Origin of the sequence: Corynebacterium sp. UMB10321 (assembly GCF_030228725.1) — a bacterium.
GTDB classification, from domain to species: domain Bacteria; phylum Actinomycetota; class Actinomycetes; order Mycobacteriales; family Mycobacteriaceae; genus Corynebacterium; species Corynebacterium pseudogenitalium.
Window position 1 is genome coordinate 52,950 of record NZ_JASOZC010000010.1, and the last position, 25,146, is coordinate 78,095.

Below are 25,146 nucleotides of genomic sequence, written 5' to 3' on the forward strand. Positions count from 1 at the left end.
ATGGTGTACAGCGAAGCGATGTTTGAAGTCGATGCACTTGAGCTGCTCGGTGAGCTCGATTGGAAGCCTACCGAAGGCAAAGCGCTCGCTCCGGGCAGCGGCGAGCGCGAGAATTGGCACGACATCGTGCTTCGCGGTCGCCTTCTCAACGCACTACGCAACCTGAACCCCGAAGTACCAGACGAGTACCTGAGGCAAGCGATGGCAGAGGTGGTTACGCCGACGTCGCAAAGCGCGATCGCCGAAAACCACCGCCTGCACGAAATTCTCGTAGAGGGATACCGCGGGATTGAGTACGTCGACGCTGATGGGAAGCGTCAGAACCCCACTATCACGTTCTTCTCCCGCAACCCATCCAAGAATGATTACATCGCCGCGAACCAGATCACTGTACGGAACCTAGATAAAGAGCGTCGCTTCGACGTCGTGCTCTATGTCAACGGTCTTCCACTGGCGATCTTTGAGCTCAAGCAATCAGGGTCTACCGCTACCGTTGAAGACGCATACAACCAGCTGCGTACCTACGTCGACGAGTTCCCGCTAGCCTTCCGCTTCGCAAACATCGTTGTCGCATCCGATGGCATCGATGCACTCTACGGAACACCATTCACCCCACGCGAGCACATGAGCAGCTGGCGCGTCGACGACGACGGCAACCCCTTCGGGCAAGGTCCTCTCGTAGTCGTGGACGGGGAAGAAATGACCGAGTTCGACATGCTCATGTGGGGCTTGTTCAACGTCGAACGCTTCGGCCAGATCTTTGTGGATTTCACCGCATTCGACGAGCTCAACGGCGAGCTACGCATGCGCGTAGCAAAACCCCACCAATACTTCGCAGTGACGAAAGCCGCCGGCAGGACTATCCAAGCAACCCGCAGCGACAAAAAGGCCGGCGTTGTATGGCACACAACCGGGTCCGGCAAGTCCATGGAAATGGAAATGTACACCGCGAAGATCATGCGTGATGCCCGGATGGATTCGCCCACCGTCGTCGTATTGAACGACCGTAACGAGCTGGACAAACAGCTTTTCGACACATTCTCCGTCTCAACACTTCTGCCTGAGTCACCAGTCCACATCACGAGCCGTGAAGACTTACGTGAACAGCTCAGTCAACGCCAATCTGGTGGCATCTACTTCGCAACACTGCAGAAGTTCGGTTTGCAGGGAGCAAACGACGACCGCGAGCTGGAACACCCCGTGCTTTCCGAGCGGCACAACATCGTGGTCATCTCGGACGAAGCACACCGCTCCCACTACGGATTCGGCGACACGAACGCGGATGGCTACGCACACCACCTGCGTACCGCACTGCCGAACGCCACCATGATCGCATTCACCGGTACCCCAATCGACGAGTGGGATCGAAACACCCGCGAAGTATTCGGCGGTGAAATCGATGTCTACGACATGAACCGGGCTGTCGCCGACGGAGCCGTGGTTCCCGTCTATTTCGAGCCGCGCCTTATCCCTCTCGAGCGGATCCAAGGGATCACGGATGACGACATCGATGAAGCAGCTGCAGATATCCTCGCCGATATTGATGAAGAGGACCGAGAGAAAGCGCAACGCTCAGTCGCCGTGCTGAACACCATCTACGGATCGGAGCAGCGCCTCACCACACTTGCCGAGGATTTCATACGCCATTGGGAAGATCGTCGCGAAAACATGAGGCAGTTCATCGGTGCGCCGGGCAAAGCCATGATCGTGGTACAGACCAGAGACATCGCGGCCAACCTGTACGAAAAAATCATCGAACTCCGCCCAGAATGGCATAGCGACAACGACCTCGAGGGCAAGATCAAAGTCATCTACTCCGGTTCAGCATCCGACCCAGCTCACCTGCAGAAACATCTCCGCAACCAGAGCCGAATGGACGCTATCAAGGACCGTATGAAAGACCCCGACGACGAACTCGAAATCGCGATCGTCCAAGGCATGATGCTGACCGGGTTCGATGCACCCCCGCTGCACACGCTGTACCTGGACCGCCCGCTGAAAAGCGCGCTGCTGATGCAAACACTCGCCCGGGTCAATCGGAAGTTCCGCCAAAAAGAAAGCGGTCTCCTCGTTGCCTACGCGCCTCTCATCGACAATCTCCAGGCAGCAATCGCCGAGTTCACAAAGAGCTCAACCGAAGAAGACGAAAAAGTAATCGGCCAAAGCATTGAGGAGGCGCTGAAGATCGTACGTGGGTTCGTCGAAAAGCTTGATGTTCTCGCAGGCAACGAGTGGCGAGCGCTCGAAGCCGCCGGCGAGCAACGCAAAGCACGCCTCCAACTGCTTGCAAAGCTCCGCGATCCCAAGACTACTGACGAGAACGGCCGTTACCCACTCGCGAAGCAATTCAACGAACTAGCAGGCAAGCTCGCCCGAGCATGGTCACTGGCATCAGGCAGCCCCAACGCCGACGAATACCGCAGCGACGTCCGCTTCTACTCCGACATTCGCAACCAACTCATCAAGATGGATGCTGCAGACCGGCGTGCCAACGGCGAACCCCTCAGCGAGGAAGTGCTCACAATGCTCAGCCAACTCGTCGTCGACTCAAGCGCTTCTTCAAAAGTCATCGACATCTATGAAGAGATCGACCGCGACCTGCCGAACCTACAGGACCTCAACATCGAAGCACTGCACCTCGAGAAGCAGGGAGGTTCGCGTACCGCCCTCCTTATCGGCGCCCTCCGCCGCGACCTCCTTCAAGAATCACGCGCCGCAACCGGTAACAACGAAGTACGAGCGAAACAGTTCTCCGAGCGCATCCGCGAGCTGATGAACCGCTACACCAACCAGCAGCTCACCTCCGCCGAGATCATCGCCGAACTCATCGAGCTGTCAAAGGAAATCGTTGCAGAATCCCAACGTGGCGACCAATTCCATCCACCACTAAGCAACGACGAGCTCGCGTTCTACGACGTCGTTGCCTCCAACGGTTCCGCCGACGAGGTACTCAGCGACGATGTCATCGCCCAGATCGCCCGCGACCTCGTGGAAACACTCCGCCGTGACGCCAAAACTGACTGGACCGTACGCGATGACGTCCGCGCCAAACTCCGTCGCTCAATCAAAACGCTGCTGCGCAAGAGCGGCTATCCCCGAGAGCAACGCGACGAGGCAATCGTGCTCGTCCTGGAGCAGATGGAACGCTTCGCTCCCCGCTGGGCGGAGGTGGCGTAGTGGACCAGATACTTCCAATCGCCCCAGGTCCCCGTGCCACAGCCGAAGACATCGTGCTTTTAAGACAGATCGAAGGCATTCGGCTGGCTCTGCGACTCTTCGACCGTCAGCTGGAGGCAAGTGCGAAAGCAGTGGCAAAAGGAACCCCACAACAACGAGCGTTCGACACCTCGTGCCAGAAGTTTCTGGATAGCCTCTCCAGCCTCCGATCCGGAGACCGCCTCGACCAGATTCGTAGGCAAGTGGGGAAAACAGAACCCGAGCCAACTTCCCCTCCCAACAAAGTGCAGGAGACAGCGCAAACATCAGGCGATCAACCTGCTGAGCAGCCGAATGGAGATTCATCAGCCACCCTTACCCCGTATGACCGAGCACAGCTCCTGGTTGACAAGGAGGCCGTCGAAGCTCGTACCAAGTACGAAAACGACCGCACGGTATTGCTCGACAAACTCAAGCAAATCCAGGACGCCGAACGTCCAGTCGAGGAAAAATCACAGATTCTTGAAGGCCTCAACACCATTGAATCCTGGTACTCGAAAACCTGGAAGCGCCTCGAATCGGGAGCTAGAGGCGCCGAGATCCTCCGCGAAATTGAGGAGACGACTCGTAAATCCAAGAAGCGGCGAGGTAGATCCCACCGCCCACGCACTCGGACAAGTTCGCCAAAGGTCAGAATCAAGCGGAACTCCTCCGCACATGAATTCCTGCGTGCAATTCGCGAATTAGATCGAGAAGCCCAACGACAGGCGAGAATCGCCAGGGAGCACAGGGACTTCGAGACGATGCTCAAAGCGCATCCATACAAAAACAACAGTGTTCCCCACGACCGCGTCTACCTAACTTCCGGCTTTCGTAATCCAAGAGCGAAGACGTGAGTTAAGCAAACTATCCAATGCGCAAATCGTGTTCAACTGCAATCGCTCGCCACCAACCTAGCCTTTAATAGAATCAAGAATCCAGAGCTCAGTGGCACTAAAACGACACGCTTTGAGAATCCAGTGAGAAGCAGTCATGTACCCTGTCACTATGTGTTTGACGCCATTTGACGTATTCAATCCCGACAAAGTTCCAGAAGCCACTTATACTTCTCGGCAGTCCGATTCCATGGGAGACCCACCATTCGATCCCCGCATGTACGGAACCTACGAGGACTGGCTGTCCAGCGAATTCAAACGCAACAATGGCGGATTTGTTATTCACGGCATGACAAAAATGGGCAAGACGTCGATGGTAGAACGTGCACTCGATGGTGCAGGCAAATCTGCTCTCACCATTGAGGGAACCACAATCGATACCATCGAAGGTTTTTACTCTCAGATAGTCACAGAGCTTGAACTCACGCAAGAGTGGAGCGTCAACAACGAAAAAACCAGGAGCAACTCCGCTGAAGCTAAACTTCATAGCCGGATTGCATATATCAGAAAAGAGTTATCAACGTCCGAAGCCAATTCGCTTACTGAATCCGGACAGAAGAACCTAGCTAAGCTGGTCAGCGGCGGGATCAAGTTATCTGGACGCCCGCTTGTTATCGATGACTTTCATCACTGCGAAAGTAACCTAGCAGCAAGTATCGGCAAAGTCCTCAAGCCAATCGTGCGCGACAACCTGGTTGTCTTGATTGCAATCCCATCCCAAGCATTTGCCCCCATGATTAAAGCACCCGACAATGTTGGCAGGTTCAGATCGATCGAGGTCAAGCCATGGGGCGTCCAAGAATTGCAGGAAATTGGGTTAAAAGGATTCCCGCAACTCGGATATGACATTTCAATAGAAGATATTTCTCGGCGCATTGCACAAGAAGCATTTGGGTCACCACACCTCATGCAAGCCTATTCACTTGAAATCGCAAGAGACCTCGTCGGCCGAAGCATCACCCCCGAAGCAGCCTTCCGGGAAGTTGACGAAAATCTGAAGGCAAATTTGCAACGAATCTCCTCGTCTTACAAGCCTTCATCATTCGGAGAAATTCTGGCAGGCAAAAATCCGCGCGGTAAAGAGCGCACGCGCTATTCAATTGCTAAACCACCCGAGCCAGAGCTTCAGAATAAGACGTTTGATCTCTACGAAGTACTTCTACTATCACTCCGCCATTTGCTAATAGTTGCAACTGGCTCTAATCAAAACAGGAATCTTTCTTTCACTCCAACTGAGGTAGTAGAGATGACCCGCCGATGGCAGGTAGAACCTACTTACACTAAGAAGCAAGCTACCACCGCCATGTCTAACTCACATGACAGGGCTGAGGAGTTGCGTGACGGCTTGGACCCAGTGCTGAAGTTGGGACCAGGTTCCGGACCAAACGGAGAAGCGACGATTGATTTACTCGATCCGTTTTTCGTTAGCTACCTAGTCCACGGTCAATGGGTACAGGACGCTGGACGTTTATCGCTAGAGCGGTCTGATTAGCTACCTAACGCCCCTAGTGCCCGCGCTTCTGGTCCAGCGGCTCGCCGTCCTCGAAGTGGGGGCGCAGGTGGTTATCAAACAGGGACAGGGCAGCGCCGATGGCCATGTGCATGTCCAGGTACTGGTAGGTGCCCAGGCGGCCGCCGAACAGGACGCCGTTCTTGCGGGATTCCTCGGCGGCGAGTTCGCGGTATTTCAGCAGCTTGGCGCGGTCTTCAGGGGTGTTGATTGGGTAGTACACCTCGTCGTCGTCGGTGGCGAAGCGGGAGTACTCCTTCACGATCACCGTCTTGTCCGTTGGGTACTCGGTGCGCTCTGGATGGAAGTGGCGGAACTCGTGGATGCGGGTGTAGGGGACGTCGGCGTCGTTGTAGTTCATCACCGAGGTGCCCTGGAAGTCGCCGGTGTCCAGTACTTCCTGTTCGAAGTCGAGGGTGCGCCAGCCGAGGTGGCCTTCGGCGTAGTCGAAGTAGCGATCGAGCGGCCCGGTGTAGACCACTGGGATGCCGGTGTACTCGTCGCGGATGTCGAACCAGTCGGTGTCGAGGCGGACGTCGATAAGTTCGTGGTCGGCCATATTTTCGAGCCAGGCGGCGTAGCCGTCGACGGGCAGGCCTTCGTATTTGTCGTTGAAGTAGCGGTTGTTGAAAGTGTAGCGAACTGGCAGGCGGGAGATGATTTCCGGCGGCAGTTCGGTCGGGTCGGTCTGCCACTGCTTGGCGGTGTAGTGCTTCACGAATGCCTCGTACAGCGGCTTGCCGATCAGCGCGATGCCACGCTCTTCGAGGTTCGTAGCCTCGGCGGGATCGCGGCCCTCGCGCTGCTCCTCGATCAGCTTGCGGGCCTCGTCCGGCGAGTAGTACTTGCCAAAGAACTGGTTGATCAGGCCCAGACCCATTGGGAACTGGTAGGCGGTGCCGTCGTGCATCGCGAAGACGCGGTGCTGGTAGTCGGTAAAGGAGGTGAAGCGGTTGACGTACTCCCACACGCGCTCGTTGGAGGTGTGGAACAGGTGCGCACCGTACTTGTGCACCTCAATGCCGGTTTCCGGCTCCTTTTCGGAGTAGGCGTTGCCGCCGATGTGGTTGCGCTTCTCCACCACGAGCACCCGCTTACCCAGCTCGCTGGCGGCCTGCTCTGCCACGGTGAGGCCGAAAAATCCGGATCCAACAACAATGAGGTCGTAAGTCATACGGCCATTTTGTCACATTTCTTTTCGACGCCCCTCCGCACGACACGCCAAGCCTCAAGATTCACTTGAGACTTTAACTTGCACTACACTTCACTGGAGTAACCTTTATCCCTATAGCCACAGGAGTTAAAACGTGCAACAGCGGAAGCGCCTGAATGGGCAATCCTCCAGGATGCGCCCTCTGATGGCTGCGGTGATGTCCGTGGCCCTCGTTGTCGCCGGAGCGTTCGGCGGCAACCACATTGTCCAGGTCCAGTCGGCGGCACCGGCGCAGATGGACGTCTATAACGCCAGCGAGTCCTTCGCCAAGGGTGCGAATATCACCGTGGATGACGCAGCGGTGCGCACCCAGGGTGAGGAGACCGAGGAGCGTCGTGTGGTCAAGGAGTTCACCCGCGACCGCGAGTTCACGCTGTTTGGCCTGACGTGGAAGGGCGACCGCGACATTGTCGCCTACGTGCGTGCCCAGCGTGCCGACGGCAGCTGGACGGAGTGGTTCGAGATGGATCCGCTCGATGCAGCACCCGGCACCGACACGTTTGGCACCGAGCCGATCTTCGTGGAGCCGACGAAGCGTGTTCAGGTCTCCACGGGCAACGTCGATCTCCTGGAGAACGGCCGCAAGGACTCGACCGCGCCGAACGCGGCCACCGACATCCAGGCCATCTTTATCGACGGCGGCACCGGCACCACCAACGGCGCCATCAAGCCAGTCGTGGACTCCTACACCTACGGGATGCCAAAGGTGATCACCCGCGCGCAGTGGGGTGCGGGCAAGAACAGCAACCCGACGTACACCGCGCCGGTCACGGCCGCGACGGTCCACCATACCGCTGGTTCCAACAACTACACCGAGGCGCAGGCGCCGGGCATCGTCCGCGGCATCTGGAACTACCACACCTACACCCTGGGCTGGGGCGATGTGGGCTACAACGCCATGGTCGATAAGTACGGCAACATCTACGAGGGCCGGTACGGCGGGCTCGACCGCGCGGTCCAGGGCGCGCACGTGGGTGGCTTCAACCAGAACACCTGGGGCGTGTCCGTGCTGGGCAACTACCAGACCGCGGTGCCGACGCAGGCGTCGCTGCAGGCGCTGGGCGACATCATCGGCTGGAAGGCTGCTGTCTCCGGGTTCGACCCGATGGGTTCGAGCTACCACTACGCTGACTTCGATTTCAAGGGCAGCAAGTACCGCGCCGGCCAGGGCGGGATGTTCCCGAACATCAACGCGCACCGGGACTTCCACTACAACGAGTGCCCAGGTCAGAACTTGTACAACCAGATGGGCACGGTGCGCACCATCGCGAACACGAAGTACCGCGCGCTGAAGAACTCCTCCGAGTTCACCCCTCCTGGCGACTACACGGGACCGGTCACCGACACCACGGTCGGCGACCTGCTCGACGCACTGGGCTCCGGTAAGAAGGAATCGGACACCGTCACGAACCCTGACGGCACCACGACCCAGGTGACCAACTCGGGCTCCTCCGACAACATTTCCCTGTCAGGTATTGCCTCGGGTGACGCGGTGGCGATCGCAGCGGCCGTCGGCACCTTGGCTGGCCTGATCTTCCTGTACGCGAAGGCGAACGACCTGCTGCCGGGCGGCATCCAGAACCTCGCAGGTGTGGAGATCGCTCCGGGGCTGACGCTGCAGCAGATCGCCCCGTACATCGAGCCGATGCTGAAGTTCGCTGGCCAGAACGACCTGGCTGCGGTGTGGAAGCAGTTCGAGCCGACGCTCGGCGCCGTCATCGGTGGCGTCGGCGGCGTGGGCGGCAACGACTTCGGCTTCTTCCAGAACGGCATCGCCGTGCGCAACGCGAAGGGCGAAGCGTTCACGATGTTCACGAAGATCGCGAACGCCTGGCTCCAGCAGGGTCTCGACGCCGGCCCGCTCGGCCTGCCGGTCAACTCCGAGCACCCGATTGGCGACGGCCTCTTCCGCGTCGACTTCCAAGGCGGCGACATCACGTACAACCAGCACACCAACACCATCAACATTGGCGTGCACTAGCAACGGCTAGCGACTAGGCAAGGTTATAGGAACGGCGTACCGCATCTTCCCACGCGGCGACAAGCACTTCGCGAGTCGCCGCGTTTGCCGTATCTTCCCAGGTTGTGGGCGTGCCGAGGGAGAGTGGGGCATCGAGAAGCCCGGCGCCCATCCCCGCTGCCGACGCCGCCCCCATGACGGTGGTTTCGATGTTGCCGGGGCGAACGACGCGGGTGCCTAGGATGTCGGCCTGCATCTGCATGAGGAGGTCGTTGGAGGTCATGCCGCCGTCGACGCGCAGCTCGCGCAGTTCGACGCCCATCGCTTCGACGACCTCGCGGGTCTGCAGGCAGGTCGCCTCGAGGGCGGCGCGCGCGATGTGGCGGCGGTCCACGAAGCGGGTCAGGCCGGTGATGACGCCGCGGGCGTCCGGGCGCCAGCGCGGCGCGAACAGCCCGGAGAACGCAGGCACGATGACGACGCCGCCGCTGTCCGGGACCTCGCTGGCGAGTTTCTCGGATTCGGCGGCGGTGCACAGGATCCCGAGCTGGTCGCGAAGCCACTGGATGAGCGATCCGCCCACCGCGACGGAGCCCTCCAGGGCGTAGACGGCGGGCTGCCCGGCGCGCTGGTAGGCGACGGTGCTGAGCATGCCGGTCTCGCTGAAGGTGGGTGTGGTGCCGGTGTTGAGCAGCATGAACAGGCCGGTGCCGTAGGTCATCTTCGCAGCACCCTCTTCGAGGCCGCCTTGGCCGAAGAGCGCCGACTGCTGGTCGCCGAGCACGCCGCAAATGGGCACGTTGGCCAGCGGACCCTGGTTGCGGACATGGCCGAAGTCGCCGACGGACGGGCGGATTTCCGGCAGGATTTCGGGCGGCACGCCGATGGCCTCGCACAGGGCGGGGTCCCACTGGAGGGTCTCCAGGTCCATCAGGAGGGTGCGGCTGGCGTTGGTCACGTCGGTGACGTGCAGCGCGTTGTCAGGGTCGCGCTGGCCGCCGGTGAGGTTCCAGATCAGCCAGGTATCCATGGTGCCGGCGAGCAGCTCGCCGCGGGCGGCGCGCTCGCGGGCGCCGTCGACGTGGTCGAGGATCCAGGCCCACTTCGGCCCGGCCGGATACGAGTTGCGTAGCAGCCCGGTGGTGGCCTGGAACTCGGTGGCGTCGCCGTCGTAGGAGGTGCGGGTGTCCTGCCACACGATGGCGTTGTAGATGGGTTTACCGGTTGCGCGCTCCCAGATGACGGCGGTTTCACGCTGGTTGGTCAGGCCCAAAGTGGCGATGGCGGCTTCGTCGATATCTGCGCTGGCCACGGCGTCGCTCATGGCGCGTCGCGTGTTGCGCCAGATCTCGAGTGGGTCGTGCTCGACCCAGCCTTCGCGCGGCAGGATCTGCCGGTGCTCGAACTGCGCCTGCGCGATCACCTTGCCGCCCGTAGTGGCGACTACGAACCGGGTTGATGTTGTGCCTTGATCAATAGCCGCCAGCAACGTCATGAGTTAAAACCAGTGCTCCAGTACTTGTGCCACGCCGTCTTCATCATTCGATGCGGTCACAATATCAGCGGCGTCCTTCACCGCGTCCGTCGCGTTGCCCATGGCAACGCCCATGCCGGCCCACGCCAGCATCTCAACATCGTTTTGCATGTCGCCGAACGCCACCACCTGAGACGGGTCGATCCCGTACTGGGCAGCCAGGTAGGAAACACCTGCCGCCTTGGTCACGCCGGGGCGCGAGAACTCGAGCAGCCCCTCCTCCATGGAGTAGGTCACGTGCGCGATGTCCTGGTCGATCTCGGGGGCGATCATGTCGAACATCTCTGCCGCCATCAGGTCCGGGCAGCGCACGAGCAGCTTCGCCGCAGGTTCTGCCAGCAGCTCCTCGACGTGGACGACGCCGAAGCGGGCGTCCCAGGCGTCCGGGTTGTACTCCGGCGTGATCAGGAAGCACTCTTCCTCCGGGTCGAGCGCGCTCTGGCTCAGCCGTTCCACCCCGTAGCCCACGGTCGCGTCGGCTTCCCCCATCACCTTTTCGACGACCTCCACGGTCTCCTGCATACTCTCCGGGGACAGCGCGAAGGATTTCACCACTTCGTCGTGTTCTGGGTCGTAGATGACGGCGCCGTTGGCGGCCACACAGACCGGCTCGAACGGCAGCTGCTCGAGCACCGGCAGCAGCCAGCGGTGGGGGCGCCCGGTGGCCAGCCCGAACTTGGTTCCGCCGCGCACAGCCCGCGCGACGACCTCCAGCAGACGAGGTGTCACCCGTCCGTAGGAGTTGAGGAATGTGCCATCGATGTCACTGATGATCAGGCTGGGGGCGTTCATGTTATTTCCCTTTCTTTGCCTCGCGTTCTTTTCGGCGAATTTCGGCTGCTTCTTCAAGAGTCGGTGCGCTCCCTCCGAGCGAGGCCGGCATCCATGGCTCGCCGGGCTCGAAGGGTCCGAAGCGCGTTTCGTATTCGGCGCGGGTGGTCTCCAGCATGGCTTCCATCGCTGCCTTGAGCCTACCCGTGGCTTCTTCAACGGTGCCGTCGACAGCAACGGGTTCCCCGTAGCGGATGATGACCGGAATGCCCGAGCGTCCGAGCCGTTTCGGCTGGTCTTTGGTCCACAGGCGCTGGGAGCCCCAGATCACGCAGGGCACGAGCGGCACTCCGGCCTGGCGAGCGATGCGCACGGCGCCCGTCTTAAAGTCCGCAATCTCGAAGGAGCGCGAAATCGTGCCCTCCGGGAAGATGCCGACGATCGCCCCTTCGCGTAGGGCGGCAACGGCGGCGTCGATAGCCCCGGCGCCCGCCGAGCGGTCCACAGGGACGTGCCCCATGTTGCGCAGCAGCCACCGCAGCACCGGAATGCCGAAGACTTCTTTCTTCGCCATGAACCGCACCAGGCGCTCCCCGCGCAGGTACGGGCCAATGCCTGCCAGCATGAAGTCGAGGTAGCCGGTGTGGTTGATCGCCAGCATCGCCCCGCCATCCAGCGGGACGTGCTCGAGGCCGTGGACCGTCGCCTTTGTCCCGGCGAACCGGAAGTAGCGCTTCGCCGCGCGCACAATCCGCTGGTAGAAGCGGTTGTGCATGTCGCCGCTGTGCGGCCGCGGGGCGGTGTAGCCGTCCGCTACTTCGAACAGTCCATCAATCGTGCGCATTAGGGAACCAGTACGTCCTTCCCAACCCACGGGCGTAGCGCCTCAGGCACCTTCACGGAGCCGTCGGCCTGCTGGTTGTTCTCGAGGATGGCGACGAGCCAGCGCGTCGTCGCGAGCGTGCCGTTCAGGGTTGCGGCGGTCTGGGTCTTGCCGTTCTCGTCGCGGTAGCGGATGGACAGGCGGCGCGCCTGGAACGTGGTGCAGTTCGAGGTCGAGGTCAGCTCACGGTACGTATCTTGCGACGGCACCCACGCCTCGGTGTCGAACTTGCGTGCCGCGGACGAGCCGAGGTCACCGGCGGCGACGTCGATAATGCGGTAGGGAACCTCGACTGCGGCGAGCATCTCGCGCTCGAGTCCGAGCAGCTTCTGGTGCATCGCCTCGGCGTCCTCAGGCTTGCAGTACGCGAACATCTCCAGCTTGTCGAACTGGTGGACGCGCAGGATACCGCGGGTGTCCTTACCGTAGGAGCCGGCCTCGCGGCGGAAGCAGCTGGACCAGCCGGCATAGAGCAGCGGGCCGTCCGAAAGGTCAATGATTTCGTCGGTGTGGTAGCCGGCCAGTGCGACCTCAGAGGTGCCAACCAGGTAGAGGTCGTCGCGCTCGAGGTAGTAGATCTCCTCATCGTGCTCGTCGAGGAAGCCGGTGCCCTGCATGACGTCCGGGCGGACCAGGACAGGCGGGATCATGACCTTGAAGCCGGCCTCGCGGGCCTTCTGCGCGGCGAGCATCATCATACCCAGCTGCATCCAGGCGCCGTCGCCGACCAGGTAGTAGAAGCGCGCGCCGCCAACCTTGGTGCCACGCTTCATGTCAATAATCCCGAGGTTCTCACCCAGCTCGAGGTGGTCCTTCACCTCAAAGTCGAAGGTCGGGACCTCGCCGACGTGCTCGAGGACCACGAAGTCCTCCTCGCCGCCAGCCGGTGCGCCCTGGATCGGGTTCGGGATCTTGTACTGCAAGTCCTGCACGGCCTGCTCTGCCTCAGCCTGCTTGGCCTCGGCGGCCTTCACCTTAGCCTTGAGTTCGTTCGAGCCCTCGAGCAGCGCCGGGCGCTCCTCCGGGGAAGCCTGGCCAATCTTCTTGCCGAAGGCCTTCTGCTCCGCACGCAGCTCATCTGCTGCCTGGATAGCCTCGCGGCGCTGCTCGTCGGCCGCTAGCAGCTGATCGACGAGGGAGGGATCCTCGCCACGGGCGGTTTGGGACTCTCGGACGTCGTTTGCATTCTCGCGCAGAAATTTCAGATCAATCACGCACACAACTCTACCCGGTTCCGCCCCTCCATACGCCACCTGCGCCGCCGCCCCGCTCTGGTAATAACCAGTGCGCTATGGTGGGGGTATGTCCACGCCCGAGCAGCCCCCCACCGAAATCCAGGAAGGCCCCCTCCCGAAACACGCGCAGCTGCGCATCATCCTCGAAGAGTACTGCCGCAATGAGCTGTCTCCAGGAGACCCGCTGCCCGGCGAACGCGCCCTCGAAGAAACCTATAACGTCTCCCGCATCACGGTGCGTCGCGCGATCGGGGACCTCGTCGCCCAGGGAAAACTCCGCCGAGTCCGGGGCAAGGGCACGTTCGTGGCGCCGAGCCCGCTGGTGAGCAAGCTGCAGCTGGCAAGTTTTTCCGAGGAGATGCAGGCGCAGGGCGTAGTGGCGTCGTCAAGTATTTTGCTGGCGGAGCGCGCGCCAGCGCCTCAAGAAGTCGCCGAGTACTTCGGCACCCCGCCGCACACAGAGCACATCCACCTGCGTCGCCTCCGGCTTGGCGACGCCCAACCCTACGCCGTCGACGACGGCTGGTACAACGGCGAGCTGGTCCCCGACCTGCTGGAACACGACCTGCAGGCGTCGGTGTACGAGGTACTCGATAAGCGTTACAACCTCGGCATCACCAAAGCTGAGCAGACCGTGACCGCCGTGAATGCCGGCGCGACCGTCGCCCCGTTACTCGAGGTGCCGGCGAACCGCGCGCTGCTGCGAATCGTGCGCTATGCGCAAAGCCATGGCACACGTGTGGAATACTGTGCCAGTGTGTACCGGACGGATCGTTATAGTCTGCACACACAGGTACTGCGCAACCTCGAGGGATAGGAAATGCACATGGCTAGCAGGACAACAGCGCTGCGCGGCTTTCTCGTCGCGCTGCTCGCGGGTGCGGTCGGCTTCGGCTCCTACACCTACAACGCCTCACCCGCGCCGCAAGGCGGCACTGATGCATCTGGGGTATCGACGTCCACTCCGAAGCGACAGAGCAAGAACAAGCCAGCGCCGTTCACCACGGCGGACCAAGGCGCCTGCCTGACCTGGGAAGCCGATGCCGAGGGCCACATCACCGCCTTCGAGCAAACCGACTGCGCACTCGAGCACCGCTTTGAAATCTCCGCACGCGAGGACCTGGCCACCTATCCCACCTCCGAGTTCGGGCCGTCTGCGCCGATGCCGAACCAGACCCGCCAGGCGCAGCTGCGCGAGGAGCTGTGCGGGGGCGCAACCCTGCGCTACCTCAACGGCGCCTTCGACCCGAACGGGCGCTACTCGATCGCGCCGATCCTGCCGCCCGCGGCCGCGTGGGAAGACGGTGACCGCACCATGCTGTGCGGCCTGCAGGAAACCGACCGCGACGGCACCCCAATCCTGACCACGGGCCGCGTGTCCGAGCAGGACCAGGCGCGCACCTTTAATCCCGGGGAGTGCGTGGCCATCGACGGCACCTCCAGCCTGAGCAGCGTGGATTGCAACGAGCCACACCAGATGGAGATCACCAGCACGGTGGACCTCGCACCGGTTTTCCCCGACCACACCCCGAGCATCGAAGAGCAGGACAACCACCTTCGCGACGTATGCACCGACGCCGCCCAGAAGTACATGGGCGCGGAGGAAAACCTCTACCAGATCGCGCTGCAGCCGTTCTGGACCACACAGAAGCCGTCCGCGTGGGAGGGCGGCTCGCACAGCGTAAACTGCGCGTTGGTCTTCTCGAACCCGGAGGGGCAGTTCGCTACCCTGACCGGGTCCGCGACCGCCGGGCGCGAAGTGCTCAAGATCGACGGCAACCCGCCACCGGAGCGTCCCGAGCGCCGCCCGCTTCGGGAGGAGCAGCCCCGACCATGATGGAGCCGGTCAGCCAGGACGCCTTCGAGGAGATGATCAACGACGCCCTGGACACCATCCCCGAGGAGTTCGCCCGCCACATGACGAACATGGTGGTGCTGGCCCGTGACTTCAACCCGGACGAACCCACGCTGCTGGGCCTGTTCGAGGGCATCCCACTTACTGAGCAGCACTCAAACCACAGCGGGTTCCTGCCGGACGCGGTATTCGTGTACAAGGACGCACTCGAGGCGATGTGCAGCGATGAAGAAGAACTGCGCCACGAGGTAAAGGTGACCGTCCTCCACGAGGTCGGCCACTACTTCGGGCTCGAGGAGCACGAGCTGCACGAACTCGGCTGGGGTTAGCCGAAGCTATCCCTGCTTAGCGCAGCCCGTCTACCCAGGACTGGGCCTCTGCGAGGCGCGGGTTCCCACTCGGCCAGGTTGCCTGCTGCGCGCACGGCCACGACCCCAGATACGTAATCTGCGAGGACCGCAGGTACACAGCCCGTAACGCCTCCGCCACGGCGGTGTCGTCGATATGCCCCACGATGTCCACGTGGAAGGAGTACGTGTTCGGCTCCTTGCGTGTTGGGCGTGACTCAATACGGGAAAGGTGCACGCCGCGGAACGCGAACTCCTGCAGCGCCGCCACCAGGGTGCCAGGCTCGTTCGGGGTCTGGAACACGATCGACGTCCTGTCGTTGCCCGTGCGCGGCGTTGGTTTCCCGGACGGCCCGACCAACACGAAACGCGTCCGCGCTGTGGACAAGTCGGCCACGCCGCGCGCGTGCACCTCGAGCCCGAGCAGCTCCGCCGCGCGCTCCGGGGCCGCGGCCACGTCCGCCTCACCCTCAGCGACGAGCTGCGCTGCCGCGCCGTTCGATGTCGCCGGGTGGAAGGTCGCGTTCGGGGCGTGCTCGGCCATCCAGCGCTTGACCTGCTGGTAGGCCACGGGGTGGGTGGCGAAGTGGGTGGCGTCGACAAGTGAAGCACCGGGGCGCGTCATGATGGCGAAGGCGATCTCCAGCTCGGTCTCCCCGTAGATCTGCACCCCGGGAGCCTCCGCCAGCGCGTCCGTGGTCGCGGTGACCGCGCCGTCAACCGAGTTCTCCACCGCAACCACCGCGTAGTCCGCGCGCCCGGCGCGCACCTCGTTGAGCGCCTCCGCCGGGGAATCCACAGGCACTAGCTGCGGGTCGGGCAGGTCAAAGTTCCAGACGGCCTGCTCCGTGAACGTTCCCGCCGGGCCGAGGTACGCAATCGTTGTCATGGGGCTACTGTAGCCTGCATGCACACTCGGTACCGCGTCGAAGTCCTCCTTGTGCTGGCCGTCACCTTCGGCGCCAGCGGGCTGCGCGCCGCGCTGCGCCTGGTGGACTCGCTGCTGCAGGCGCCCCTCAACGAGCAATCGACGACGCTCTACTCCCAGGCGAGCTCCATCGGCTGGCTCGACGTGGCACTCCAGGCCGTCTCAGCCCTTTCGCTCATCGGGTGGGGCGGCCTGGCGTGGTACCTGCTGGGCACTGCGTGGGTTACGCCGAAGTGGCGCGACTGGCTGCGCGGCGCCGGGTTCGCGGCCCTTATCGGTATCCCGGGGTTGGCGCTCTACATCGGGGCAGTGCACTTCGGCTGGTCCAAGGTGGTCATCCCCACCACCGAAGCTGTCCAAGTCCCCACCTCACTCCTGTGGGCGTTCGCCAACGGGTTCGCCGAGGAAGTCGTGGTGGTGATGTACCTGTGCACCAGGCTGCGGCAGATGCGCTGGTCGGTACCCGCCACGATCGCCGCCTCCGCGGTCCTGCGCGGCTCATACCACCTCTACCAGGGGGTTTCCGCAGGCTTCGGCAACCTCGCGATGGGCGCCGTCTTCGCCTACTACTACCACCGCACCGGCAAAGTCTGGCCACTCATCCTCGCACACTTCCTTATCGACGCCGTCGCTTTTCTCGCCTACCCACTCCTGCCGTCTACACTGTTGCCATGAATACGCCGCATTCCAACGATCCCCGGGATAACCTCGAGGACTTCGTGCTTGGCAGGGACGGCCAACCGCTCGTGGACCGCTACGGACGCCCCATCCGGAAGCGTCGCCCGCAGCGGGAGCAGCAACGGCCCCCTGCCTGGCAGGAACGGCCAGCCATCCGGCCGGAGCGGCGCGAGCCGCAGGAAACACGACAGTACAACCCGCAAGACTACGAACCGCGCGAATACCGGCCACGCCAGTACCCGGCGCAGCAACGTCCAGCGCAGCACAGGCCGCCGCAGCAGCGCCCGGAGCGCGAGCACGTTCCGATGCAGGTCACGCAGCGGCCACAGCAGCAGCGCCCACAGCGCGCACTGAGACGGAGGAGGCGTCGTAAAGGTGGCTGCGGCCGTCTGCTCGCAGCCCTCCTCGTGGTGCTGCTCGCCCTCACCTTCCTTGTCGACGCCCGGCTCTCCCGCGTCGACGCCCTGCCCGCCGAGCGCATCGCGAACACCTCGGGCACGAACTGGCTGCTCGTCGGGTCCGACTCACGCACTGGCCTGAGCGAGGAGGACGCGGCGCGCCTCGGCACTGGTGGCGACCTGGGCACCACCCGCACCGACACGATCATGCTGCTGCACCTGCCACTGTTCGGGAAGGCGACGCTGGTGTCCATCCCGCGCGACTCCTATGTGGCCGTGCCCGGCTACGGGCAGGAAAAGATCAACGCGGCGTTCGCCTACGGCGGCCCGCAGCTGCTCATCCAGACCGTTGAGCAGGCAACCGGCCTACGGGTGGACCGCTACGCGGAAATCGGCATGGGTGGGTTGGCCAACATCGTCGACGCCGTCGGCGGCGTAGAAATCTGCGTGGCGGAGCCCATCCAGGATCCGCTGGCTAACCTGTTCGTCGAGCCCGGCTGCCAGACAATGGACGGCGCGACCGGCCTTGGCTACGTGCGCACCCGCGCCACCGCCCAGGGCGACCTGGACCGCGTCGGGCGCCAGCGCGAGTTCCTCGGCGCCCTGACCAATCGGATCCTCTCCCCCGGCGTGCTGCTCAACCCGTTCCGGGCGCTGCCACTACTGTGGACCGCCCCGGCCATGTTCACCGTGGGCAGCAAGGACCACGTATGGAACCTGGCCCGCATCGGGCTGGCGTTCAGCATGGGTCTGAACACGGAAACCATCCCGGTGGGCGGGTTTATGGACGCGGACGTCGGCAACGTGATCCTGTGGGACGAGGTCGCCGCAGAGCAGCTCTTCTCGTCCCTCAGGTAGGCCCCCGAATAGCCCCCGTGTAGCCCGGTCGCCCTCTGTTTAGATGGTGACCTGGCGGGACTTGATGTTGTCCAGCTGCTTGCGCTCGTCGGCGCTGAGCTGGGCGTCGTTCGCGTACTCGGCCTCTATAGCCTTGTTCAGCGCCACCAACGCATCCGCGTAGGACGCGGGTTCAACGGCTGGGTCCAGGTCCCACACCGGGACCACGACGCCGTGGGTGCGGAACGCGCCCGCGAACTTCGTGCCCTCACCCAGGTTAAGCTCACCGCGCGCCGCGATGCGCGCCAGCGCCGAGAGCATCTGGCTCTCGTTATCCTCGGTGCGCACCCAACGGATGTGCGCCTTGCCGCCGCCCGGGTTGACCCACCACACTGCACCCGGCGCGTCCGACTTGACCTCGACGGACGGGATGACGGCGTCGTTCGCGGCCGCCATCGCCTGCTGGATCTGCGGCGGGATCTGCGCGTCCTCCGGGAACCACCAGGAGAAGTCGTCGTAGGAGGTGACGTCCAAGGCGTCGTCAACCGGGAAGATGTCCTTCAGGGCCGGCTGCTGGCCGTCGGCCGCGGTGGACTGGAGCTGCTCGCCCTCCTTGGCACTCAGCACCCAGTTCAGGGCGTACGCGAGGTCGCGGCCCGGGTTCTGGGAGTGCGCAGCAACCTGCAGCGCGACCAGGCGCTCGCCGCCCTCGCGCACCATCGCCGCGACGGCGCCTGGCAGCACCGTCACCAGCTGCACCGGGGTTTCCTTCACGGTCACCTGCGCGGTTGCGGACGGCACGAACTCCTGCAGCGCCACCAATTCGGCCTCAGCGACCAGGCCCTCGTACGGGCGCGGGTCCTTCTGCAGCGCCTCGCGCTCAGCGGCGCGGGCAGCGAGTTTCGCCTGGCGGCGGCTCATTCCCTCTGGGAGATTCTCTTGCTTTCTACGGTTCTTTTTAGCCATAGACACACATCGTACAGGCGCTACAGCAGCCCTGCGTACGTCTGCAGCGCCAGCTGCGGGTGGTCCGTCGCAATCGCAGCGATGCCGTGTTCGGCACACCACCGCATATCCTTCGGGTCGTTGACCGTCCACACGTACGTCGGGCACCCATGCTTCCCGATCAGCTCCGGGCGCCGCTGCACATGCGCTAACCCCGGCCCGATCCCGTACGGGCTCGACAGCATCACACTCTTCGGGTTCCACTTCGCCTCACGCACCCTAAACAGGTAATACGTGAGCAGGTTCGGCGCCATCCGCGTAAAATACCGCACTGCCTTATGCGAGAAGGAAATGATCGCAACCTGCTCCGAGTCCAGCATGCCCGCGTACGCCAACGCCCGAAATGTCGCCTCGTCCACCTCGGGGCCGTAGCGCGTCGGGTGCTTCGTCTCAATATAGAGGTGCTTTTCCGGGTAGTCCTGCAGCAGCTCGAGCAGCTCCTCGAGCAGCATCACCTGCTGCGGGCACTCATCGGTGCCGCAGTTCAGCTCGCGCAGGTCGCAGAAGTCCATCGTGGACACGCGTCCCATCCCGTCCGTCGTGCGGTCCACCAGTCCGTCATGGAACACCACCAGACGCCCGTCGCGCGTGAGCCGCACGTCGCACTCCACGCCGTGGATCGGCAACTTCAGGCCCGCCTCAAACGCCAGGTGCGTCGACTCCGGGTACATCGCCGAAAAGCCGCGATGCGCCACAATCTTCGGCAACACTAGATTCCACACTCCACGCCCGTCGAGTGGTGCGGGCAGTACCCGTTCGGCACCTTATGCAGGTACTGCTGGTGCTCGTCCTCCGCCAAGTAATAATCGACGCCCCATCGCACCTCCGTCGTAATCGGGGCATAGCCGGCGTCGACAAGCTGCTCACCGTAGTGCGCAACCCACCCTTTGATGTCCTGCGCCTCGTGCTCCGTGTCGGTGAAGAACGCCGAGCGGTACTGCGTACCCACATCATTGCCCTGGCGGAACCCCTGCGTCGGGTCGTGCGCCTCGAGCGCGGCGCGCACCAACTCCTTCAGCGAGACTCGCTCCGGGTCATAGACCACCTCCACCAGCTCGACGTGGTTCGTCTGCCCACTGCACACCTCGCGGTACGTCGGATTCGGCGTCGAACCCCCGCCATAACCAACCGACGTCGACTCCACCCCCTCCATCTGCCAAAACATCTTCTCAGCGCCCCAAAAACACCCAATGCCCACCAGCAAGCGGCGCTGGCCCTCGCGCCACGGGCCAGTAATCGGCGTCCCCAGCACAGCATGCGGACGCGGGTGCGCCAACACCGGCTCATCACGACCCGGCAACGTGCGATCTTCAGGAACCAGCTTCGGCTCCGGTGCAAACAAGAAACCCATAAAAATTAGCGTACGCCATTGCGGGAATGTGATTCTTGTCTATTATGGGGCACGTCACCAACCCCCAAACGAAAGGAACTGACAATGGCTGTTTACGAACTTCCAGAGCTCCCATACGCATACGACGCACTCGAGCCACACATCTCGGCCGAGATTATGGAGCTGCACCACGACAAGCACCACGCAAACTACGTCGCTGGCGCAAACGCCGCACTCGAGGCCCTCGAGGCAGAGCGCAACGGCGACGCCAACCCGGACAAGCTGCGTGCACTGTCCAAGAACCTGGCATTTAACCTGGGTGGCCACACCAACCACTCCATCTTCTGGAAGAACATGGCACCGAACGCAGGTGGCGCACCAACCGGCGCAATCGCCGAGGCAATTGACCGCGACTTCGGTTCCTTCGAGAAGTTCCAGGCACACTTCTCCGGTGTTGCAACCAGCCTGCACGGCTCCGGCTGGGCAGTCCTGGGTTACGACCACATCGCCGGCCGCCTCATCATTGAGCAGCTCACCGACCAGCAGGGCAACATCTCCGTTGACTTCACCCCACTGCTGATGCTCGACATGTGGGAGCACGCCTTCTACCTGCAGTACAAGAACGTCAAGGGCGATTACGTCAAGGCTTGGTGGAACGTTGTCAACTGGGACGACGTCAACGAGCGCTTCGAAGCGGCTTCCAAGTAAGTCGGTATAGACAACGCCATGTAATTCTGTTAGATTAAAGGCGCTCTCGCGAGGAGCGCTTTACATGGCCACCCGCCGTGTTTCATACAGGGGTATGAAACACGGCGGGTTTTATCTGTATTCACGACGAGTCCGTTGAAGGAACCAGGACCCACTAGGAATATTAGGGTAGGCTAACCTGTCACGCAAGAGGGGGTAGGGGACGGGGTTAGCTGGGCCAGTTTTGGGCCGCAGTGTTCGCTCCGGTCGACCTGCGCACCACATTCCACCACGCACACAAACCGACCTGGGCTTTTACAAATCCGTCCACCAAAACCAGGAATGTGGTGCATGCATCCTGAACGCTCCTTGAGGTCCCCGCCACAAAGTGCCAGGATATGGAGCATGAAGAAAGGGAGCCCGGAGTATCGTCGCGCAACGATTGCGATGCTGCTCGCCGGGCTCGGAATCTTTAACGCCCTCTACGCCACCCAGGCCCTGCTCCCCACCCTGGCGGAGGCGTTCGACGCTTCCCCGTCCACGACGGCGCTGACGGTGTCGGCGGCGACGGGCGGGTTGGCGCTGTGTGTGGTGCCGGCGTCGATACTTTCGGAGAAGTATGGGCGTGGGCGCGTGCTGATCGTGTCGGCGCTGGTGGCGACGGGCATCGGGCTGCTGTTACCACTAGCGCAGTCGATGGAGCAGCTGGTGCTGCTGCGCGCCCTGCAAGGCGTCGCGATTGCAGGCACCCCGGCCGTTGCGATGACCTGGCTCTCCGAGGAGCTCGACCCGAAAGACCTGCCCGGCGCGATGGGCTTGTACATCGCCGGCAATACGATCGGCGGGCTGACGGGTAGGTTGATCCCGACGGGGCTGCTGGCGGTCACGTCGTGGCGGTGGGCGCTCGCAGCCAGTAGCGTGACGGCACTTGCACTGGCGATTGCAACGGCGATCCTGCTTCCTGCGCAGCGGAACTTCACGCCGAAGGCGAAGCTGCGACCGGGCAATGAGTTCCGCGCGATGGTTCGGCACGCGAGGAACCCGAGGATTCTCGCGCTGTGCGCGACGGCGTTCATCGGGATGGGCGTGTTCGTCTCCCTGTACAACTACCTGGGGTTCCGCGCGATTGAATACTTTGGCCTGCCGCCGTCGCTGGTGGGGCTGGCGTTTTTGCTGTACCTGTCGGGGACGTGGTCTGCGTCGCGTGCGGGTGCGCTGGTGAGCAAGTACGGTCGCGGGCACGTGGTGATTGGGGGCGCGTCGCTCATGGTGGTGGGCCTGATACTGGCAGCGATACCGAACCTGGTGGCGCTGCTGGCCGGTCTGCTGGTGTTTACGGCGAGCTTCTTCGCGATGCACTCGACGGCTTCTGCGTGGGTGGGCATCATCGCGGAGCGCGACCGGGCGGAGGCGTCCAGCATGTACGTGTTCTGGTACTACATGGGGTCGTCGATGGTGGGGGCGGCGTCGGGCTGGGTGTACGAGCTGCTGCCGTGGGCCGGGTTCACGATGGTGCTGGCCTGCCTCGTTGTGGTGCTGGTGCTGATTACCGCGGCGGTGGCCCGCAACACCAGGCGTTAAAACACCAGGCGCTAAACCCCAAAGCTAGAGCAAAGGGATGCCGGGGGCGTCGGCGGCGAGGAATTCGCGGACGGCACGGGTGGCCCGGCAGTCGTCTTCGTTGTACTGCAGCAGGGTCTGCTTTGCGTCCTCGTCGCCGCGGACGGCGGCGAAGCGGCGGTCGATGGAGGCTTCGCCGTCCATGTCGTCGTCCTCCCAGTGAAAGCCCACGATGGGCCCGAGCACTTTCAGCCCCAGCCCGTCGGTGCCCACCAGGTGCCTGCGCACCGACGCGAACACGTCGACCCACTCTTCGGAAGCGATGAACTCCTGGACTTCCTTGGCGTCGATGCTGGCGAAGCGCTGCGCGGACATGCGCAGCCAGTGGTTCTCGCCCGCCGCGGCGTAGCAGTAGGCGGCGAAGGTCTTGCCTTCCGCGTGGGCTTGGGCGCGCTGGTCGAGGAGCCAGCGCCAGAACGCGGCGAAGTTGGCTTCCTCCGCGTCGCCGCCGACTTCCTCCCACGTCACGAACGGCCGGTAGCGCTCGCCGTCGAAGGTGCCCCATAGGTAGGCGCCCTGGTCCATGTAGGACTCCATGTCGATGTCGATCTCGACGTCCGCACGGCGGATTGCAATCGGCCCCGGCCGCCTGAGCAGGGGGATCCCGGCGCGCCAGGCTTCGGCGATGCGGGAAGGTTCGCCGAGCTGGGCGTCGATAAGCTGTTGGACCGTCGTGATGCCCTGTGCGCGGAAGCGGTCGCCCTTGCCGCCGGGCAGCACCAGCGAGATGTCGTCGCGCGCCTCGAGATCAGGCAGGCACAGCGGCCAGAACCTGCAGGTGGCGCACTGTTTGTAGCGGGTTGGGTGCTCGGGCGTGGGCTCGGCGAGCGCGAGCAGCAGCGGCGCGACATACTTTTCGACGTCCACTCCGTACGCCAGCGACCTATCTTGCCCGATGACGCCGCCGCGGCCCGCGGAGCGCTCCCCGAGCAGGAGGTGCGCCATGGCCAGCCGGTAGCCGTCGACGGTGTGGTGGCGATACTTGCCCGCAACCCGCAGTGGTGCCCCCAGCCCGAGGCGCCCAACCGGCACGGCCTGCAGCGTCGAGGTCGGGTGCGTGCGCGCGACTCTGTGGTTCGAGATGATCACCGGCACGTACCCGTCGGCGGTGCGCACCAGGATGTCGACGTCCACCTCGACCGCCACCCCGGCTATGTCCCCATGGAGCGTGGCCCGCGTGATCAGGTGGGTGCCGCGGCGCATCAGGTCAAAGACGCCCTCGGTGGTGGCGTCCGCGGCGTCGGCGCGGGTGAAGAGGCGGCGCCGGCCGTCGCCAAGCGCTGGCTTGGTAGGCAGCTGGGCGAGTACCGCTTCCTGCACTGCGATGCGCTGCGGCAGGTGCGCCTCGGCTTCCTCGCGCGACGGGTAGTCCGGAAACTGGCACCTCCGGCGGAACCGGAAGCGGCACCCCACAAGATCCGACGGCCGCATGCGTGTGCCGTCCTGCTGCTTCGACGTACTCACAATGGGCAATATTCTACTAGGCGCAGTGGAGAAACAGGTAAGGTTGGTGTCCAAACGAACGCTGAAGCGTAAAGGAGTTAACTCGCATGGGACTGTTCAAATCCATCCGGAAAGCACGCACGAAGGCCAAGGCTGAGATTAAGGCCGCGCAGGCGCACGCCCGCAAGCTTGCCAAGGAGGAGGCGAAGCAGGACTTCCGCACCGCAAAGCTGCTGGACAAGGCCGAGAAGCGCCTGCTGAAGGCAGAGAAGCAGGGCCTGAAGCAGAAGCGCAAGCACGAGGAGCGGCTAGCGAAGGCACATCTGCAGCGCATTGAGGAGTCCGGCATTACGAAGAAGAAAGCCAAGCAGTGGCTCGGCGCGACCCGTCTGCTCCTGCCGGTGCTGTTGCCGCTGTTCTACAAGGGCTGGACGTCCTACCAGCAAAAGCAGGTGCAGCAGCGCGCGCAGAGCGTCGGCCTGTCCTCCCAGGAAGTCTCGCGCTTTTCTGAGCGCGGCGGGCAGCTGAAGTCGCGCGTCGACGCCCTCGAGGGCCAGGTCAAGACCGCCGAGCTGCCGAAGGGCTTCGCCACCGACGCGAAGGTCCGCCTCGCGGAGCTGCAGACCGCGGTGGAAAACGCCGAGCACATGAACCCGGTACAGCAGCGCCTGGCTCACAACTCTATTGATGAAGACCTGCAGAAACTGTCCGCGGAAGTGCAGAAGAAACTTAATTAGTATTATCGGCCAAAGTATTTGCTAGACTTCCTCCAAACGCGAACACTACTCCCAAGTATCGCTCTTGGGAGTACCGGAGAAAGG

22 protein-coding genes are annotated in these 25,146 nt (G+C 63.0%); 12 read left to right on the forward strand and 10 right to left on the reverse strand.

The window, feature by feature from the left end; all coding sequences use genetic code 11:
• The 3 genes from QP752_RS09385 (at position 1) to QP752_RS09395 (ending at position 5,583) form a co-directional block, all read left to right on the forward strand.
• The gene (locus QP752_RS09385; protein ID WP_284805342.1) at positions 1-3,177 is read left to right on the forward strand and encodes a type I restriction endonuclease subunit R; all 3,177 of its coding nucleotides are present in this window, start codon (positions 1-3) and stop codon (positions 3,175-3,177) included.
• The gene (locus tag QP752_RS09390; RefSeq protein WP_284805343.1) at positions 3,177-4,052 is read left to right on the forward strand and encodes a hypothetical protein; all 876 of its coding nucleotides are present in this window, start codon (positions 3,177-3,179) and stop codon (positions 4,050-4,052) included. Before QP752_RS09385 ends, QP752_RS09390 begins: the two co-directional genes overlap by 1 nt.
• A 151-nt stretch (positions 4,053-4,203) precedes the next feature.
• On the forward strand, positions 4,204-5,583 hold the full coding sequence (locus QP752_RS09395) for a hypothetical protein (protein WP_284805344.1): 1,380 nt from the start codon (positions 4,204-4,206) through the stop codon (positions 5,581-5,583).
• A gap of 13 nt (positions 5,584-5,596) precedes the next feature.
• Here QP752_RS09395 and glf read toward each other — a convergent pair whose 3' ends face one another.
• Positions 5,597-6,775, reverse strand: a complete 1,179-nt coding sequence (gene glf, locus QP752_RS09400; protein WP_284805345.1) for a UDP-galactopyranose mutase — start codon at positions 6,773-6,775, stop codon at positions 5,597-5,599.
• Between the two features lie 133 nt (positions 6,776-6,908).
• Between glf and QP752_RS09405 the strand changes: the two genes are divergently transcribed.
• The gene (locus tag QP752_RS09405; RefSeq protein WP_284805346.1) at positions 6,909-8,795 is read left to right on the forward strand and encodes an N-acetylmuramoyl-L-alanine amidase; all 1,887 of its coding nucleotides are present in this window, start codon (positions 6,909-6,911) and stop codon (positions 8,793-8,795) included.
• Between the two features lie 13 nt (positions 8,796-8,808).
• Here the strand turns inward: QP752_RS09405 and glpK are convergent, their stop codons facing one another.
• Genes glpK through serS form a run of 4 tightly spaced genes read right to left on the reverse strand, consistent with a single transcriptional unit; the run spans position 8,809 to position 13,176 of the window.
• A complete protein-coding gene (gene glpK, locus QP752_RS09410) occupies positions 8,809-10,269 on the reverse strand; it encodes a glycerol kinase GlpK (RefSeq protein ID WP_284805347.1) in 1,461 nt (486 codons plus the stop codon).
• 3 nt (positions 10,270-10,272) lie between these two features.
• The gene (locus tag QP752_RS09415; protein ID WP_284805348.1) at positions 10,273-11,100 is read right to left on the reverse strand and encodes an HAD family hydrolase; all 828 of its coding nucleotides are present in this window, start codon (positions 11,098-11,100) and stop codon (positions 10,273-10,275) included.
• A 1-nt stretch (position 11,101) separates the two neighbouring features.
• Positions 11,102-11,923, reverse strand: coding sequence for a 1-acyl-sn-glycerol-3-phosphate acyltransferase (locus QP752_RS09420; protein ID WP_252931691.1), 822 nt, complete (start codon positions 11,921-11,923; stop codon positions 11,102-11,104).
• Positions 11,923-13,176: a serine--tRNA ligase gene (serS, locus tag QP752_RS09425; protein WP_284805349.1), complete on the reverse strand. Its 1,254-nt coding sequence runs from the start codon at positions 13,174-13,176 to the stop codon at positions 11,923-11,925. The genes QP752_RS09420 and serS overlap by 1 nt, the downstream gene beginning before the upstream one ends.
• An 88-nt stretch (positions 13,177-13,264) precedes the next feature.
• Between serS and QP752_RS09430 the strand changes: the two genes are divergently transcribed.
• The 3 genes from QP752_RS09430 to QP752_RS09440 are packed head-to-tail and all read left to right on the forward strand — an operon-like array spanning position 13,265 to position 15,381.
• Positions 13,265-14,014, forward strand: a complete 750-nt coding sequence (locus QP752_RS09430; RefSeq protein WP_256005688.1) for a GntR family transcriptional regulator — start codon at positions 13,265-13,267, stop codon at positions 14,012-14,014.
• A 3-nt stretch (positions 14,015-14,017) separates the two neighbouring features.
• Entirely contained in the window at positions 14,018-15,034 is a 1,017-nt protein-coding gene (locus QP752_RS09435) for a septum formation family protein (RefSeq protein ID WP_284805350.1), read from the forward strand.
• Positions 15,034-15,381: a metallopeptidase family protein gene (locus QP752_RS09440; protein WP_256000847.1), complete on the forward strand. Its 348-nt coding sequence runs from the start codon at positions 15,034-15,036 to the stop codon at positions 15,379-15,381. Before QP752_RS09435 ends, QP752_RS09440 begins: the two co-directional genes overlap by 1 nt.
• A 16-nt stretch (positions 15,382-15,397) precedes the next feature.
• Here QP752_RS09440 and pheA read toward each other — a convergent pair whose 3' ends face one another.
• Positions 15,398-16,288, reverse strand: coding sequence for a prephenate dehydratase (gene pheA / locus QP752_RS09445; protein ID WP_284805351.1), 891 nt, complete (start codon positions 16,286-16,288; stop codon positions 15,398-15,400).
• An 18-nt stretch (positions 16,289-16,306) separates the two neighbouring features.
• Between pheA and QP752_RS09450 the strand changes: the two genes are divergently transcribed.
• Both QP752_RS09450 and QP752_RS09455 read left to right on the forward strand, forming a co-directional pair.
• Positions 16,307-17,002: a CPBP family intramembrane glutamic endopeptidase gene (locus QP752_RS09450; RefSeq protein WP_284805352.1), complete on the forward strand. Its 696-nt coding sequence runs from the start codon at positions 16,307-16,309 to the stop codon at positions 17,000-17,002.
• A complete protein-coding gene (locus QP752_RS09455) occupies positions 16,999-18,261 on the forward strand; it encodes an LCP family protein (protein ID WP_284805353.1) in 1,263 nt (420 codons plus the stop codon). The genes QP752_RS09450 and QP752_RS09455 overlap by 4 nt, the downstream gene beginning before the upstream one ends.
• A 39-nt stretch (positions 18,262-18,300) precedes the next feature.
• Here the strand turns inward: QP752_RS09455 and QP752_RS09460 are convergent, their stop codons facing one another.
• The 3 genes from QP752_RS09460 to msrA are packed head-to-tail and all read right to left on the reverse strand — an operon-like array spanning position 18,301 to position 20,596.
• Positions 18,301-19,206 (reverse strand): DUF5926 family protein, encoded by a 906-nt coding sequence (locus tag QP752_RS09460; RefSeq protein ID WP_284805354.1) that lies wholly within the window; start codon positions 19,204-19,206, stop codon positions 18,301-18,303.
• 20 nt (positions 19,207-19,226) lie between these two features.
• Complete coding sequence (locus QP752_RS09465; protein WP_284805355.1) at positions 19,227-19,955, reverse strand: glycerophosphodiester phosphodiesterase family protein; 729 nt, start codon at positions 19,953-19,955, stop codon at positions 19,227-19,229.
• Positions 19,955-20,596 (reverse strand): peptide-methionine (S)-S-oxide reductase MsrA, encoded by a 642-nt coding sequence (msrA, locus tag QP752_RS09470; RefSeq protein ID WP_284805356.1) that lies wholly within the window; start codon positions 20,594-20,596, stop codon positions 19,955-19,957. Before msrA ends, QP752_RS09465 begins: the two co-directional genes overlap by 1 nt.
• Positions 20,597-20,680: 84 nt before the next feature.
• Here msrA and QP752_RS09475 point away from each other — a divergent pair, with 84 nt between their 5' ends.
• Positions 20,681-21,283 (forward strand): superoxide dismutase, encoded by a 603-nt coding sequence (locus QP752_RS09475; protein ID WP_284805357.1) that lies wholly within the window; start codon positions 20,681-20,683, stop codon positions 21,281-21,283.
• Between the two features lie 384 nt (positions 21,284-21,667).
• Positions 21,668-22,843 carry an MFS transporter gene (locus QP752_RS09480; RefSeq protein WP_284805358.1) on the forward strand — a complete coding sequence of 392 codons (1,176 nt, stop codon included), beginning with the start codon at positions 21,668-21,670 and terminating at the stop codon, positions 22,841-22,843.
• Between the two features lie 24 nt (positions 22,844-22,867).
• On the opposite strand, the gene QP752_RS09485 is transcribed toward QP752_RS09480, so the two are convergent.
• On the reverse strand, positions 22,868-24,346 hold the full coding sequence (locus QP752_RS09485) for a TM0106 family RecB-like putative nuclease (protein WP_284805359.1): 1,479 nt from the start codon (positions 24,344-24,346) through the stop codon (positions 22,868-22,870).
• An 86-nt stretch (positions 24,347-24,432) separates the two neighbouring features.
• On the opposite strand from QP752_RS09485, the gene QP752_RS09490 reads away from it, so the two are divergent.
• Positions 24,433-25,062, forward strand: a complete 630-nt coding sequence (locus QP752_RS09490; protein ID WP_070361747.1) for a DUF6474 family protein — start codon at positions 24,433-24,435, stop codon at positions 25,060-25,062.
• Positions 25,063-25,146 lie beyond the last annotated feature (84 nt).

Excerpts from the sequence above, each read along its gene's own strand:
- QP752_RS09385 (WP_284805342.1), top strand. The coding sequence starts at position 1 with ATGGTGTACAGCGAAGCGATGTTTGAAGTCGATGCACTTGAGCTGCTC.
- QP752_RS09395 (WP_284805344.1), top strand. The coding sequence starts at position 4,204 with ATGTGTTTGACGCCATTTGACGTATTCAATCCCGACAAAGTTCCAGAA.
- glf (WP_284805345.1), bottom strand. The coding sequence starts at position 6,775 with ATGACTTACGACCTCATTGTTGTTGGATCCGGATTTTTCGGCCTCACC.
- glpK (WP_284805347.1), bottom strand. The coding sequence starts at position 10,269 with ATGACGTTGCTGGCGGCTATTGATCAAGGCACAACATCAACCCGGTTC.
- QP752_RS09415 (WP_284805348.1), bottom strand. The coding sequence starts at position 11,100 with ATGAACGCCCCCAGCCTGATCATCAGTGACATCGATGGCACATTCCTC.
- QP752_RS09420 (WP_252931691.1), bottom strand. The coding sequence starts at position 11,923 with ATGCGCACGATTGATGGACTGTTCGAAGTAGCGGACGGCTACACCGCC.
- QP752_RS09430 (WP_256005688.1), top strand. The coding sequence starts at position 13,265 with ATGTCCACGCCCGAGCAGCCCCCCACCGAAATCCAGGAAGGCCCCCTC.
- QP752_RS09435 (WP_284805350.1), top strand. The coding sequence starts at position 14,018 with ATGCACATGGCTAGCAGGACAACAGCGCTGCGCGGCTTTCTCGTCGCG.
- QP752_RS09440 (WP_256000847.1), top strand. The coding sequence starts at position 15,034 with ATGGAGCCGGTCAGCCAGGACGCCTTCGAGGAGATGATCAACGACGCC.
- pheA (WP_284805351.1), bottom strand. The coding sequence starts at position 16,288 with ATGACAACGATTGCGTACCTCGGCCCGGCGGGAACGTTCACGGAGCAG.
- QP752_RS09450 (WP_284805352.1), top strand. The coding sequence starts at position 16,307 with ATGCACACTCGGTACCGCGTCGAAGTCCTCCTTGTGCTGGCCGTCACC.
- QP752_RS09455 (WP_284805353.1), top strand. The coding sequence starts at position 16,999 with ATGAATACGCCGCATTCCAACGATCCCCGGGATAACCTCGAGGACTTC.
- QP752_RS09460 (WP_284805354.1), bottom strand. The coding sequence starts at position 19,206 with ATGGCTAAAAAGAACCGTAGAAAGCAAGAGAATCTCCCAGAGGGAATG.
- msrA (WP_284805356.1), bottom strand. The coding sequence starts at position 20,596 with ATGGGTTTCTTGTTTGCACCGGAGCCGAAGCTGGTTCCTGAAGATCGC.
- QP752_RS09475 (WP_284805357.1), top strand. The coding sequence starts at position 20,681 with ATGGCTGTTTACGAACTTCCAGAGCTCCCATACGCATACGACGCACTC.
- QP752_RS09480 (WP_284805358.1), top strand. The coding sequence starts at position 21,668 with ATGAAGAAAGGGAGCCCGGAGTATCGTCGCGCAACGATTGCGATGCTG.
- QP752_RS09490 (WP_070361747.1), top strand. The coding sequence starts at position 24,433 with ATGGGACTGTTCAAATCCATCCGGAAAGCACGCACGAAGGCCAAGGCT.